General features: G+C 45.5%; 17 protein-coding genes. 7 read left to right on the top strand and 10 right to left on the bottom strand.

Going from position 1 to position 13027, the window contains the following annotated elements; translation table 11 throughout:
- Window positions 1–104: 104 nt before the first annotated feature.
- From NE584_RS10260 to NE584_RS19870, 5 genes are all read right to left on the bottom strand, one after another.
- On the bottom strand, window positions 105–452 hold the full coding sequence (locus NE584_RS10260; RefSeq protein WP_108980488.1) for a sporulation initiation factor Spo0A C-terminal domain-containing protein: 348 nt from the start codon (window positions 450–452) through the stop codon (window positions 105–107).
- A 54-nt stretch (window positions 453–506) separates the two neighbouring features.
- Window positions 507–1193: a sporulation initiation factor Spo0A C-terminal domain-containing protein gene (locus NE584_RS10255; RefSeq protein WP_170116214.1), complete on the bottom strand. Its 687-nt coding sequence runs from the start codon at window positions 1191–1193 to the stop codon at window positions 507–509.
- Window positions 1194–1369: 176 nt separating this feature from the next.
- Window positions 1370–2947: an IS66 family transposase gene (locus tag NE584_RS10250; RefSeq protein ID WP_227148266.1), complete on the bottom strand. Its 1578-nt coding sequence runs from the start codon at window positions 2945–2947 to the stop codon at window positions 1370–1372.
- Window positions 2948–3038: 91 nt separating this feature from the next.
- The gene (tnpB, locus tag NE584_RS10245; protein WP_108980145.1) at window positions 3039–3395 is read right to left on the bottom strand and encodes an IS66 family insertion sequence element accessory protein TnpB; all 357 of its coding nucleotides are present in this window, start codon (window positions 3393–3395) and stop codon (window positions 3039–3041) included.
- Window positions 3389–3733 (bottom strand): transposase, encoded by a 345-nt coding sequence (locus NE584_RS19870; protein ID WP_108980144.1) that lies wholly within the window; start codon window positions 3731–3733, stop codon window positions 3389–3391. Before NE584_RS19870 ends, tnpB begins: the two co-directional genes overlap by 7 nt.
- Before the next feature lie 145 nt (window positions 3734–3878).
- Between NE584_RS19870 and NE584_RS10240 the strand changes: the two genes are divergently transcribed.
- The 7 genes from NE584_RS10240 to NE584_RS10210 all read left to right on the top strand — a co-directional run bounded on the left by NE584_RS10240 (window position 3879) and on the right by NE584_RS10210 (window position 9939).
- A complete protein-coding gene (locus tag NE584_RS10240) occupies window positions 3879–5087 on the top strand; it encodes a S1 family peptidase (RefSeq protein ID WP_256182726.1) in 1209 nt (402 codons plus the stop codon).
- Window positions 5088–5326: 239 nt separating this feature from the next.
- Window positions 5327–5989: a DUF2599 domain-containing protein gene (locus tag NE584_RS10235; RefSeq protein WP_256182725.1), complete on the top strand. Its 663-nt coding sequence runs from the start codon at window positions 5327–5329 to the stop codon at window positions 5987–5989.
- Window positions 5990–5999: 10 nt separating this feature from the next.
- Window positions 6000–6845 (top strand): thioredoxin family protein, encoded by an 846-nt coding sequence (locus NE584_RS10230; RefSeq protein WP_256182724.1) that lies wholly within the window; start codon window positions 6000–6002, stop codon window positions 6843–6845.
- Window positions 6846–6897: 52 nt separating this feature from the next.
- Entirely contained in the window at window positions 6898–7317 is a 420-nt protein-coding gene (locus NE584_RS10225) for a hypothetical protein (protein ID WP_256182723.1), read from the top strand.
- Between the two features lie 246 nt (window positions 7318–7563).
- Entirely contained in the window at window positions 7564–8313 is a 750-nt protein-coding gene (locus tag NE584_RS10220) for a hypothetical protein (protein WP_256182722.1), read from the top strand.
- Window positions 8306–9253: a hypothetical protein gene (locus NE584_RS10215; protein WP_256182721.1), complete on the top strand. Its 948-nt coding sequence runs from the start codon at window positions 8306–8308 to the stop codon at window positions 9251–9253. Before NE584_RS10220 ends, NE584_RS10215 begins: the two co-directional genes overlap by 8 nt.
- Before the next feature lie 14 nt (window positions 9254–9267).
- Window positions 9268–9939, top strand: a complete 672-nt coding sequence (locus tag NE584_RS10210; protein ID WP_256182720.1) for an ATP-binding cassette domain-containing protein — start codon at window positions 9268–9270, stop codon at window positions 9937–9939.
- 50 nt (window positions 9940–9989) lie between these two features.
- Here the strand turns inward: NE584_RS10210 and NE584_RS10205 are convergent, their stop codons facing one another.
- The 5 genes from NE584_RS10205 to NE584_RS10185 are packed head-to-tail and all read right to left on the bottom strand — an operon-like array spanning window position 9990 to window position 13018.
- On the bottom strand, window positions 9990–10490 hold the full coding sequence (locus tag NE584_RS10205; protein ID WP_108980455.1) for a helix-turn-helix domain-containing protein: 501 nt from the start codon (window positions 10488–10490) through the stop codon (window positions 9990–9992).
- 33 nt (window positions 10491–10523) lie between these two features.
- A complete protein-coding gene (locus tag NE584_RS10200; RefSeq protein ID WP_108980456.1) occupies window positions 10524–11558 on the bottom strand; it encodes a hypothetical protein in 1035 nt (344 codons plus the stop codon).
- Window positions 11536–11685 (bottom strand): hypothetical protein, encoded by a 150-nt coding sequence (locus tag NE584_RS10195; protein WP_170116213.1) that lies wholly within the window; start codon window positions 11683–11685, stop codon window positions 11536–11538. The genes NE584_RS10200 and NE584_RS10195 overlap by 23 nt, the downstream gene beginning before the upstream one ends.
- Window positions 11686–11696: 11 nt before the next feature.
- Window positions 11697–12524, bottom strand: coding sequence for a C39 family peptidase (locus NE584_RS10190; RefSeq protein ID WP_108980457.1), 828 nt, complete (start codon window positions 12522–12524; stop codon window positions 11697–11699).
- A gap of 14 nt (window positions 12525–12538) precedes the next feature.
- Entirely contained in the window at window positions 12539–13018 is a 480-nt protein-coding gene (locus tag NE584_RS10185) for a hypothetical protein (protein ID WP_108980458.1), read from the bottom strand.
- Window positions 13019–13027: the final 9 nt, after the last annotated feature.

Raw genomic sequence — 13027 nt, 5'->3', positions numbered from 1 at the left:
GTAAGCGTCAAATATAATATGAGATAAAAAGAACGAGAGCAGCCAATACTTTGTCTGCTCTCATTCTTTGCTTCTGGAAGCAATAAAAATTTTGAGACTACAATTTAAGCAGGGCGCTCAAATTCGTCAGAGCAGACTGCATGGAAAAGTACAGCAAGAAATTCAGCGGAACGCAAGCGCCTGTCAAGGTGTCTATGGGAAAGAGATTCCAACAAGGGGAGATTGTGCTTCCAGGCAATAGTAGATACAGTTCGAATATTTCGTTCCACCGCCTTCCAGTTCGTCCCATACTTCCTGGCGACATCGGGATACAGCCACTTTGTCACCAACAAAAGCCTGTCTTGCTGTTCCACGCACAAAGATACTGCATAAGCGGTATGGAGAAATCCTTTGTAATTAGCGGATATTCCAAGCTGGTATAATAGATCACAAATGGCTGAGGAGGCAACCATCGTATCATCTCCTTATATGGTTTCTAAAGACTTTATTAAATATTTCAATCCCTTTTAAGTGGAGATTAGAACATCATCCTTGTCAAGAATATTGAGTGCTGATTTTTGCCCGGGGTAGATGATCTGGGCGTGCTTGTACCAACGCCAATCCAGGCGTTGTCCGCAATGGTCACAAAAGTTCTGGCCTTCACGTTCCAAAGTGGCCATACACGCGGGACAGACAGGAAATGTGGTCAATCCGGCCGGGGATGTAAAAGCCATTGCTTGAGAAACCAGGAGCGGTTTGTTGCGCAGCAGCAACTTTGTAGTCGATTCAGGCGGAATATCAGACATTCCGAATATGTCAGGCGAGTCTCGGAAAAGAAAACCAGGGTCACGCTCAATGAATTCAAAAAACGGGATATCGGATTGAATGTAGACAGCTAGATAGGTAATAAAAACGCTGGGATCTGGTTCCTGCTTCATAGAGCGTCCCAGATAAGAAAGAACCAAATCTTGTTCCACAAGTGCATCCCAGCAGCGATGCGCCAAGCGTATCACGCTCTTGTACACAGTTTCAGGCTTTTTATGAAGCAGTCTGGCAACATCGGGGTAAATATGTTTCGTTGCTTTAATATCGGACATGGAGATATGCTGTTCAAATAAGAGGTCATTGGTAATGTTTAGAGCAAGAACGAGTGGACGAATATTCGGACGAGTTGTACCAAAAATATTGCGCAGGAAAATTTCTGTGTTTGCCATAAAAGAACCACCTTTCATAAGATAGTTCCATAATATGACAAGATCAGACAGATAGACGACATGGGATAAAACAGGACAAAACTTCCTTGTTTTTCCACACCGCGGTGCCAATAATCCCTATTGGAAAAAGCAAAAGCGGGCTTACCAATGGCAATCCCGCTTTCACAAGATATATTCTATTTCTTTGTAATACAACATTCTGGGGGAATATTTTCCGGGAGCAGCTTTGCGGCCCAGTTCTTGTCGGTAACTGCCAGTCCGGGTGCCTTGGAAAACACATGAACCAAATATCGGTATGGATCAAGGTTATTCTCCCTGGCCGTTTCAATCAGACTGTAAACAATGGCGCTGCTCTGAGCACCGCCCTCCGTATTGGCGAACAGCCAGTTCTTCCGCCCCATCACAAAGGGTTTAATGCTCCGCTCCGCCCGGTTGTTGCTTATTTCCAGACGCCCGTCCTCTAAAAAGCGTTTCAGATATGGCCACTGCTCCCGCAGATAGTACAGCGCCTTTCCCAAAGAGGACTTGGGCGGGGCGGTCTTCGTTTCCGCCCATGCCAACAAAGCGTCCATCACCGGCTTGGACCGAGCCAGACGCTGGATATAACGTTCTTCCGGCGGCAGATCCGCTAGTTCCTTTTCAATGGCGAAAAGAATATTACAGTATTGCAGTCCCTCCAACGCCGTGCAGCCAACCTGCTGCTCTTTTGGCAAGGCGTTCACCGCCTCGTCAAACTTTCGCCGCAGATGCGCCCAGCAGCCAACCACCCGGATGTTCTCCGGCAATCGGTGGTAGCCGGAATACCCATCCGCATGGAGCCAGCCCGTAAAGCCCTTGAGGAATGCTTCGGCATTCTCCGCCTTCCGGTTCTGCTGGTACTCATACAGAACTATGGGATGCTCGGCGTCTCCGCCAGTCCGGTACAGCCACATATAGCACTTGCTCCTGGCTGTCTGCCCTTCCAACTTCAGCACCTGCAAGGTTGTTTCATCCGCATGGAGAACCTCGCGCTGAAGCAACTGCCGGTGCAAGTGGTCATAGATGGGCCGCAGCCAGTCCTCCGCCACCCGCAGCACCCAGTTGCTCATCGTCTGCCGGGAGAGCATCACCCCAGCACGATTCCATTCCTGTTCCTGCCGGTACAGCGGAGCGTACATCACAAACTTCTGCACCATGATATGGGCCACAGCCTCCGGGGAGGCATAGCTGCCCGAAATCAGGGGAGGCTCTTTGGGGGCTTTCAGGATAGGTGTTTCCGTCCCTGTCTGCTTGCAGTTCTGGCAGGCGTATGTAAAATAAACATCTTCCCGGATCTTCACCTGGGCAGGGACCATTACCAGAGTACGGCGCACCTCGGTCCCAATCTCTGTCATGAGCGTACCGCATTCAGGACAGTTACGTTCAGACTCCGGGACGCGGTGCTCCACCACCTCAACAGGGATGTTCTCAGGCAGAACCTCCTCCACACGGGAGGATCGCTTCTGCCGGGTATGAGCGGCAACCCTGGTTTCCCTCGTGGCAGTCCTCCTGGTAGACAGCCATGCTTCCGTCTCATCAAACATGAAACTCAGCTGGCCAACCAACTCCTCCTTCGTCTGCTCGGAGGATGTCCCATAGACCTTCTTTTTGGCAAGACGCACCTGTTCCATCAGCCAGTCCAGCTTCTGGTTCAGTTCGTCTCGTTCCGCCTTTAGAGACTCATATTCCGCACGGGAAATGGTCATCATTTCTGTGCTGCTTGTGGTAATGTTCACTTCGTTTTTCATATCTTTATTATAACATAAAAACCCTTGAAATACCAGTTCTTTCAATGGTTTGCGAGAAAATAGCATCCAATTTTCAATGCTATACCATACTCAGGCCAGTCACTGCTTTGTGCGCTTTGGGCTGTTCGATCTTCAGCCCTTCCATCAGCCAGCGGTACTGCTGCGGCGTCAGCATCTTCACCTCAACTTCGGACCTCGGCCACTGGTACGCTCCCTGCTCCAGCCTCTTGTAGAGGAGGATGAAGCCATCCCGTTCCCAGTACAGCCCTTTTATTCGGTCCCGCTTTCGCCCGCAGAACAGAAACAGTGTGTTGGTGAATGGGTCCAGTTCAAACTGCTGCTGTACCATCGTGGCCAAACCATCGATCCCTTTGCGCAGATCTGTATATCCACAGGCGATGTAGACCTTGTCTGCTCCGGTAAAATCGTTCAGCATTGTCTCAGCAGCTCCACCAGAGTCCGCAGCAATTCCGGCCCCATTTCCTGATACAGATCAATGCTGCTACTCCCGATGTTGAGTGTAGCGGTACGTTCCGAATTATTTCGCAATGGTTGCGGTGCTGGCAGTTCTACAAATGTGCCCCCAGAACGTCCCTCGGCGTCTTTCCTACCTATACCGGACAGAACCTCTCTTTCCCATCGGTAATATGTTGTTGGCGTGATGCCCCGCTGGCGGCACCACTCCCGCACTGACAGCCCGCTGCTCCGGCAGTCCTGTATTGCCAATCCCCATTTCTGAACCTTTGCCTGGTGCTTCAGTTCATTGCTCGTCATCCGGATACACCGCCTAATAGTTAATAGTGCCGGAACGTCTCAAAACGTTCCACCACTATTCTCTCATGTCTGTCTACCCGTCACTTTACTTGACGCTTACGAATTACGTTTTAAGTTGCGAATTTATTATGTGAGGGAAGCTAATATGAAAAAAAGATTTATTATACCACTAATCATTATATTTTCTGTGATACTCAGTATTTGTGTTTCTGCTCAGCCCTCTCAAGCTGACACCCCTTTGGAGAATAGTGAATCCTATACTGATGTAAGTGTACAAGAATCTGCTAATCAGTTATATGAATCTCTGATGTCCGCCTTTAATTCTGCAAATGGTAAGAATTCTTCCACTCCGTCGCAGCTTAGTTACCCTGATGCATACGGAGGTGCCTACATAAATGATAGTGGCAAATTGGTAATCTATGTTGTTGAGAGTAAAATTGAAGATTCTTCCGATATTGATTCTACTATTGAGGATATTTCAAATTTTTCTCCCGCAGATAATGTTTTAGACAGTACAACAGCTGACTATGTGCTCGAACCATGCGAATATTCCTATACTGACCTCAATAATATTATGGATTTACTAAACAACTACAAGATTAATAATCAAGGGAGTGAAATTGCAAACAACTTCAAAAAGTTTGGCCTCTACGACTCTGAAAACAGAGTCATTGTTTATCTTGAAGAGTTTAATGAAGAAAAAATAAAGGAATTCAAAGAAAATGTATGTGATTCAGATGCAATCGTATTTGCACAGGGCTTTGGAGCAATTGAAACCCAGTCATCATGGTCTCCTGGACAACCCGCAAGAAATGCATCAGATCAAGGGGCTCTCACTCTAGGATATCGTGCAAAATTTGGCTCAACTATTGGCATTGTTACAGCTGCTCATGCCGTTAAGATGGGAGAAGAACTAATTTGGAATGGAGATCGTTTTGCAAAAGCTACAATTCGAAATCTTGGCGGCAGTTGCGATGCTGTTTTTTGTAAAATGATCAATTCGCATGACGCAACAAACACCTTATATGGTACAGGTAATACATTATCCACCACTATCAGTGAACCTGGTGTCGGCACTACAATTAATAAAATTGGATTTACAAGTGGGCATACTTCTGGCCGAGTTGTAGCCACTGATGTATCTGCTGACACAGATACAGGAGTATTTTTAACTAACTTAACCGAAGCCACTTATGATTCCGAAGGCGGAGACAGCGGTGGAATTGTGTACTCCTACATAGGCTCGACCAATACCAGACTTACATTGGGCATCCATCTCGGACGTTATGGTAATAACGCAATCTATTCTAAAGCTAATGAAATCAACGACGCATTAAACATTTCCAGATATTAAAAGATATTCTTAAATTTTTGAGAAACACAAAAAAATCCCGTTGCATCTCTCTATTAGAAGCGTTTTATAGAGTGAAAGGGCAAAGGGTAAATGTCCATTTCAAAGTAACGTCGCAATAATCATTCACCTAATCTGATTCTACGGCGTTATGGGAGGGTGATTCCAATGCAGATCTAATAATTATTTGGAAAATTTCTAAAGCAAACAAAACAATCAAATAGAAAGGAAGAACCCCAATTATGAAGAAACTGATTTCTGTATTGCTTTCTACGGCAACTGTTTTTAGTCTGGCCCTCCTTCCTGTATCCGCCACTAGCATCCCAGAAGTTGAGAGTGCAGCAATCTTGGAGCAGCCTCAGCTCACAAATGAGGATGCCCATGTACTTACGATGGAAATGTTTAATGAAGCCTTTACTCGTGATGACGTAATCAATATCCTGGCTGCCGATAAAGCAAATGGAATGGCCAGCACCTATGCATACGTGCCAGTCACAGTCACCGAAGCTGAGATTCAGGAATTCTATGCAAAAATCGAGGCAATCGTTGCCCGAGCCCCGGCCCTGAGCTACTATTTTAGCAATTACTATTGGTGGACCAGAGATGATGATGACTATTATGACGACCTGATCTCTCTCAAACTGGTTCCTACATCTGTAATGAAAAATACAAATGATAAGGAAGAGGCACTTGCGGCATGGGCGTTGGTCAAGGATGCCTGTGACAGCAGCAGATACTGGACAAATGAGGGAAGCCTGAGCCAGCAGTTCCTTTGCCATTTCTATGGTGAGATTGCCCATCGGGCCGGACTGTGTGAAGCAGTCGGGGATTGGGATCTTGAACCTATCCGCCCCAATACGGGTCTCTTCCAATTTGCGATCAATAAGTGCAACCCGCACGACTGATCCGTAAAATATGAAGCAAAATATAAAGCGTTTTTTGGCCATTACATGTCTGATTCTTTCTTTGTTTGCAGTTACCATTACAGGATACGCAACAACTGGAACAGACAATGAGAGTACGTCAAGTGCGCAAACCAGTGGACGTATTATAGGTATTTCCAGCCAGTATTTCTTCAACAATTTACACGGGCGATATTACATCTACTTTGGCCGTCCAACATGTGTTAGTTGTGTAGAATTCGCTTCTTACTTGGAAAAATATCTGGATGAAAGCGGCTGGGTCGTGTACTATTTTGATACAGAATACTGGAAGGATAATCCGAGATATGATTTGATCTTGGAGAAGTATCAGGTAACTACTGTACCATTGTTAGTTGAAACGATGGATGGTGAGTTCCGCTCATACTATGAGTTTGACCCTGATGCAAGTGACGCAGAAATAGCAAGCCAGTTGGATAATTTTTTTGCGAAAAGAGGATCACCACTCTTTCCTGTAACTACACAAAAAAATTTCCCGTTACAATTCCATGATTATTTGTTGGCCTTTACATTTTTTATCATGGTCTGTAATGTTTCCTTCCTCCTAAAGAGGCGCCGCTCTCTAATTGAATCTGAATCGGCCTTTCCAATGCTCGCAGCAATTGTAAATTCGACTCTCTTGATGATCCTGCACTTTTCGATTGCTGGAGCAGGCTTTTCATTTGGTATCCAATATGAAGCTGTTCCAGATGAACGATTATTAGCCAAATTGGGAACGTACACATGGCTTTTGGTAACTCCAGCACTTTATTTTGCCTTACTTGCTATCTGTGCAAGCATTAAGCTCTCCCAAAATAGCAGGAAAAATAAAACTGAGTAAACCAAGCAAAAGAGTACAGGAAAAATATGTTATAAGAAAGGCGAGGTAACCAATGAAGAAACATATCTCAAAGCTATTAGTCTGCTGTTTAGCTCTTGGAGCAATACTGATTCCTACTGCCTCCGCAGCGGAAGGTATTTATGAAGATTTTACCTATGTGGACTTCTTTTTCACAGGAAACACGTATGATGTCAGTAATCCTTGTATCAAAGGCGCCAGAGGAGATGCCTCTGTAGAAGTAACAAAGTTTAGGAATGAGACCGATTCAGATGTTGTTTCCTATGGTGTTGATTATTATACCGGCCGTCGGGCAACCATTGAGCAACGCATTAGTGGTGAGGTAACATATCGCAATCTGGATTATCTGAGTGGCTTTGGAGATACCGGTGAAGTGTATTACCTTCGGGCTGAGTGTTCCCCAGAGGCGGGGTCCAATAAGGACATCCAAATAAAAGGGACTTGGATTCCTTAATCATAACCACCGTCTAAATCGAAGACTTGAATAGTCTCTATAAAGGGCCTTTCGCTAGAAAACACCTCAAGACACACTAAATTTATTCCGCTCATATCATTTGCTTCGCTCAAAGTGTGAAGTTAGGACTTACGGTGCGTCTCTATTTGCCAGATCGCCGCTTCCTCTCTCCAATAATCTATTACTCCCCCCAGGCTTCCAAGCCGGGGGGAGTAATTCCACATATCATAAGCTACGGGGGTTTTTATGTATAAAGTAGAGTGTAGAAAGCTAATTGCAAGCCCATTTTTCCTACTTAGCGTCATAGCTCTTTATTTTGTTATTTTATTAGGTATTCGTGATTTTTATCCTGAGAACGAAATATCTAGTATGTTAGAAACAGGAATGGGGCGTATTGGATTGACTTCACTGCCATTTTTAACTACCATGCCGACTGCGTGGTTTGCCTCTGAAGAAACTATTTGTACTCATTATTACCAACTGATACGTTCTAATTTAAAATCTTTTATAAATGGAAAGCTTATATCTTCTCTTTTGTCTTCCATTCTAATTGTACTTTCTTCCACATTTATATATACGCTCACAATGATACTTACAGGCCACCCGATTGGAGATGGAAGATTTAGTTATGAAGGGACAAATCTTTTACTTTTAAAACACTTAGTTGAAAATAATCACTATTGGTTACATTATATGTGTCATATTCTTGTCTTTTCAGTCATTGCTACGCTTTCTCCTTGGATCAGTTTAATTGCATCCACATTTACTAAAAATCGTTATATCATATTTTTGGCACCATTTGTAGTAATACGTTTCCTTGATGTTTTTGGAGATCTAACAGGATATTTCTGGATTAAACCAAGTCATTACCGTTTAAGCGGCACTAACATATATGAGTTAGGAATGCTCGGAACCTTTTTATATGCCTTTTGCTTTTTAGCAATATGTCAACTGATATATCGGTACTGCATAAGGAGGAAACTTCGTAATGGCTAACGCAAATATTAGGCATGAAGTTTTTTGTTTCACACGATACAACATACAACGTATATTAGGATCACCTAAACTTTATTTAATCCTTATTATATTAAGTTGCTATATTTTGCAACTTGTATTTTGTCCACGAACCTTGGATGGTCCAATACAATATTTATCAATACATAAAACAAATCTAACCGTTTTGGAGCCATACATTCTCATTGTAAATGGCTACTATCCCTTACAATTTATTATGATTGGATTTATACTTCTCATTTCTGATGCTCCATTTCTGGAAGCAGGAATAGGAAATTACTTAATCCGTTCTAAAAGAAGCCGTTGGTTTTTAGGGCAAATTGCATACATTCTTTTTTTATCTGTAATCTATAACATTTTTCTTTTGCTTATTACGACACTACCGTTCATTCCTTATTTAAGATTATCTACCAATTGGAGCCCTCTTATCCAAAATTATTTTAGTTTACAGGTTGATACAAATTATAGTCTGGCCTTTGCGGATACAAGCATAGCCGACACCTTTTTACTTTTTTTGAAAGATATTTCTCCACTTTATGCTTGGGTTATTACCATGCTAAATTCTCTTCTTTGGATGACCACGTTGGGTATAGTATATCTTACTATTTCTCTATATTCTAATTCTAGCTTAAGCTTATTTGTAATTGGGATTTTTTATGTCCTAGAAATTTTACGTAATGGAATTGGGTTCTTCCCATATGAGTTTACAGTCCTAAATATTATATTATTCTACTTTAATTTTTTCTTTTTGCGAATGTGGATAATACTTGAAACGGCAACTTCTTCCTCTATTTCCATTCCAACCTGTCAATATTCATTGCTTTTTTATTCCATTATACTTGCCCTTTCCATTATTTTAGGTTTAAAGTGGACAAAAAAATTCGATTTTCAGTTGAAAAACATTTTCACTACAAGCTATTAAAAGGGGGGCCAACTATGAAAGCTTCTACTATTCAAACTTTTGGAATTAGTCGTGAATTTAATGGTATCACAGTGCTAAATGATATTAATCTTGCTTTAGAATCAGGAAAAATTTACGGGTTAATAGGGCGAAATGGATCAGGGAAAACTGTACTTATGAAGATAATATGTGGTTTTCTTATGCCTTCCAAAGGTTACGTCCTTATAAATGGACGAAAACTTGGAAAAGACATAGACTTCCCTGAAAACACTGGAATTATTATTGAAGCACCAACATTCCTTGCTCACCTCAATGCATATCAAAATCTGAAAAATTTAGCTGACATTCGCGGCATAATTGGTCCAGATGAAATTAGGCAATCAATTTCTGCCGTAGGATTAGATCCTAATTCAAATAAAAAAGTTGGAAAGTTTTCTCTTGGAATGCGTCAAAAGCTTGGAATTGCTCAAGCAATTATGGAAAATCCTGATATTCTAATTTTAGACGAACCTTTTAATGGACTAGATAAAGATAGTGTTAAAGAAATGAGATCGTTGTTATTATCTCTACGAGACGCAGGAAAACTTATTTTGTTAGCAAGTCACAATCCATTGGATATCAGCCTTTTATGTGATTCTGCATTTGAGATAGATCGTGGAATGTTATTTCCTTTCGAAATTACCAAATCACAAAATGTTGTGGAATAGGAATAATCAATTTCTCTTTTCATCTATAAATACCTACTCATTTGTACGGTTCAAGGGGGTATAAAAATGGGCTGCCCCCCAGCCCACACAGCATCCGGGCGGCATTTCTGCCGCTCGGATGCTGTTTCAAACCCGTTGATAAAGGAGTATGTGAGGATCGAAGGGAGGGTAATCTGCTCACCAAGTATGGAGTCAGTCACAGGGAGGCAACCACTTTCAGTTCCATATGTTTTCTCGTCCGGTAAATACAGCCCCGATTCAGTGGGCCGCTGCGGCTCTTCAACACAGAGGGTATAGAGATTGCTGGTCTGCCCACCATTCTTGCGTTTGTCAAACCGTGCCTGCTTGATAATGTATCCAGCCTCCACCAGTTCATCTAGTGCCCGCTTGACCGTGGATATGCCATAGCCGCACTTGGCGGCTATGGTCTTGATGGACGGAAAACACTCGCCCTCCTTATTGCAATGCAGGACAAGCACCTGAAGCACCAGCCGCGCCCTCGGCCGCAATTCAGAGGAAAACGCCCTCTCCATATATTCAAACTTTGCCATTCTGTAATCCTCCCATATCTGATACTCTTTTTATTACAGCCGCCGTTCTCCCATGATATACGGTTCCACCAGGCGCCTATACAGCCTCCCATTGGTTCGGTTCGCAAACAAGTCATGGGATGCCTCCGCCATTTCCAGCCCACCGCCGAACAGCTCCCGACAGTATTCCCGGAACTCTCCCGGCACACTGATGGCCACCTGACAGACCTCCAGCCCGCCACAGACTTCCAGCGCTTTGTGGAAGGCAGGAATCTCATAGGGCAGGACACTCCCGCACAGGAGCCGATAATCTGCTTCCCGGAACACAGAGGTAGGCGACTGCATTACGCCGCAGTCGTAGATGACAAACTGATAGTCCCGATCCGGTTCATTGGTCAGATAGCAGTCGATTCCGTCAATGGCATAATGTTCGCCAGTGGGGGCCGCCTCATAGACATTGAGTAGGAGCTGAAGGTGCCGGTTGGTATTGACCTCAATGTAGGCCACCTCTGCGCCTCTGGCAGTAAGCCACGCCGCCAGATTGAACGCCGTCACCGTCACACCACTTCTGCGCTGTGCCCCAGCAACGGCAATACGGACATTTTTGGCGTTCCAGCGGTAGGGGGTAATCTCGTCCTCCGGTTCCAGCGCCGGTTCCTGTCGGGGTTCCGGCTGGCTTGATGCCGGCGCGGAAGACACATAACGCTGCATCCCTTCATCGGACAGTGCCTCTCTCAGTTCGTCGGCGGCGTCCTCCAGCGTTTCCGCTGTAATCAGGTTCACCACCCCGATGGACAAAAGCTGCTGGATACAGCCACTCATATCCTCACAGCCGGACAGGATTACGATGATACGGGCAGAAAACATCATCTGGAAGGAACGCAGAGCGAGGGCGAAGTCCTCGCCGCTTTCCTCAATACAGGCCGCATCAATCAGGAAGAACTTGGCCGTGGCATAATTGCGCATATCCTTTGTGACAAAACTTTTCAGGCTGAACTTCCCAACCAGCTTTTTGGACGGCATGAGCATTTCACGGGTCACGCCGTCGATCAGCCCGCTTTTCTGATTACTCGTCAAGTACAGCAGCATACGATGTACCTCCCATATCCATGTTTTCTACCGCCCTTTCCGGTTCTCCTGTCAGCAGAAGGACAACGCCAACCACTACAATGGCGATGTAGATCAATAATTCAATCAGTTTATTTCGGTTATTCATACCATACTCCTTTAATAGATTGCCCAGAAGGGGCCGCCAGCAGCGGCGCCTTTTCTGGCTTCATCCAGAATAATGGAGAGGTCCCATTCCTGTTCGCTCCGCTTACGGCTGGCAGGATCGGCCACCAGGATTTTCCCCTCCGCAGTCACACCCCGTAAGACAATGAAATGCCCGGAGTTGGTAAAATGCCCCTTTGCCATGATCGCCACAACCAGCTTCCCATCCGCCAGCGCGTCCACCATCGCCTGCGGGTCATCCGGGGGAACGCTCTCCCAGGACAGGCCGTAGGCTTCGGCGGCGGCTGGGATCAGGCTGTGATAAGAGCCATTCCCTTCACAGCGGTGCCCATTGGCTACGGACCATTCGCTGAGTTCTACCGGGTCGTGGGGCGTCCCGGTCAGGGTAGATGTGACAATCGCCATCGCCGTGGGGCCGCACCCGGCCTCGCCAATCGTGCCGGAGGTGCCATACATGGTATCTGCCCACCGCTCATCCAGTTGATTGTAGTAAATGACCTCCCGGCCGCCATCAGTAAAGACCACGCCCTCATAGCTCTGACCGCTGCCCTCAATGTAGTCCTTTTCATAAATGCCGAGCTGCTGGTTGTAGCCATACTCTTTCTGAAAATCCTCCACCACGCCCACCTCATCGCCTATCAACCATTGGGACAGCACGGAGAACGGGCTGGTAATCAGGTACAGGATAAAGGCAATCAGGAGCAGCAGGCTCAGAATGGGGGACAGAATGAGAATGAGCGTCCTTCTGCGGCTTTCCTCATCGGTCGCCGCCCTTGCCGCCGCCTGTGCCAGCAGCTTTGCCGTCAACGGATCAATCGCCAAAACAACACCTCCAATCAGCCCATTTCCGCGCCTATGTCCGCCAGCATCCGGTCAAACTGCTGGCGGATTTTTTCCCGTTCCCGCCCGGCACTGTCATCCATCACAAACACCTTTTTCCCGTCCTCATTCTCACGCACAGACACCGCGTAATCCCCGTTTGCAATAAAGAAGGAAGTATAAATGGCTTGGATGGCCGGGGCGGGCATCCGGGAAATCTCAAAGGGCGTGGCGGCACACTTGCTGTTCCAGGAAAAGAGGTTGTGGGCCGCGTCCGCCGTCAGTTTCATCCAGTCATAGTCAAATTCTTCTTTCTTCATCAGGCCGCCAAAGTCGATCCCGTCTGGGGAGAAATACCGCTCCACCTTTTCGGCAAGAGCCGGATGGGAGGCCATCAGGTAGAGGGCCGCCTGATAAGAGCAGTCCAGCTCTCCGCCCCGCCAGCGCATCGAGGACAGCTTAGTTGTCAAATATTCATACCGTTCCGCATGGTTCATCAAAAAACG

Origin of the sequence: Clostridium sp. DFI.5.61, from assembly GCF_024462915.1 — a bacterium.
Taxonomy (GTDB): Bacteria; Bacillota; Clostridia; order Oscillospirales; family Oscillospiraceae; genus Lawsonibacter; species Lawsonibacter asaccharolyticus.
The sequence above is the reverse complement of the archived record's forward strand: the minus strand, read 5'-3'. Positions and strand labels throughout refer to the sequence as shown.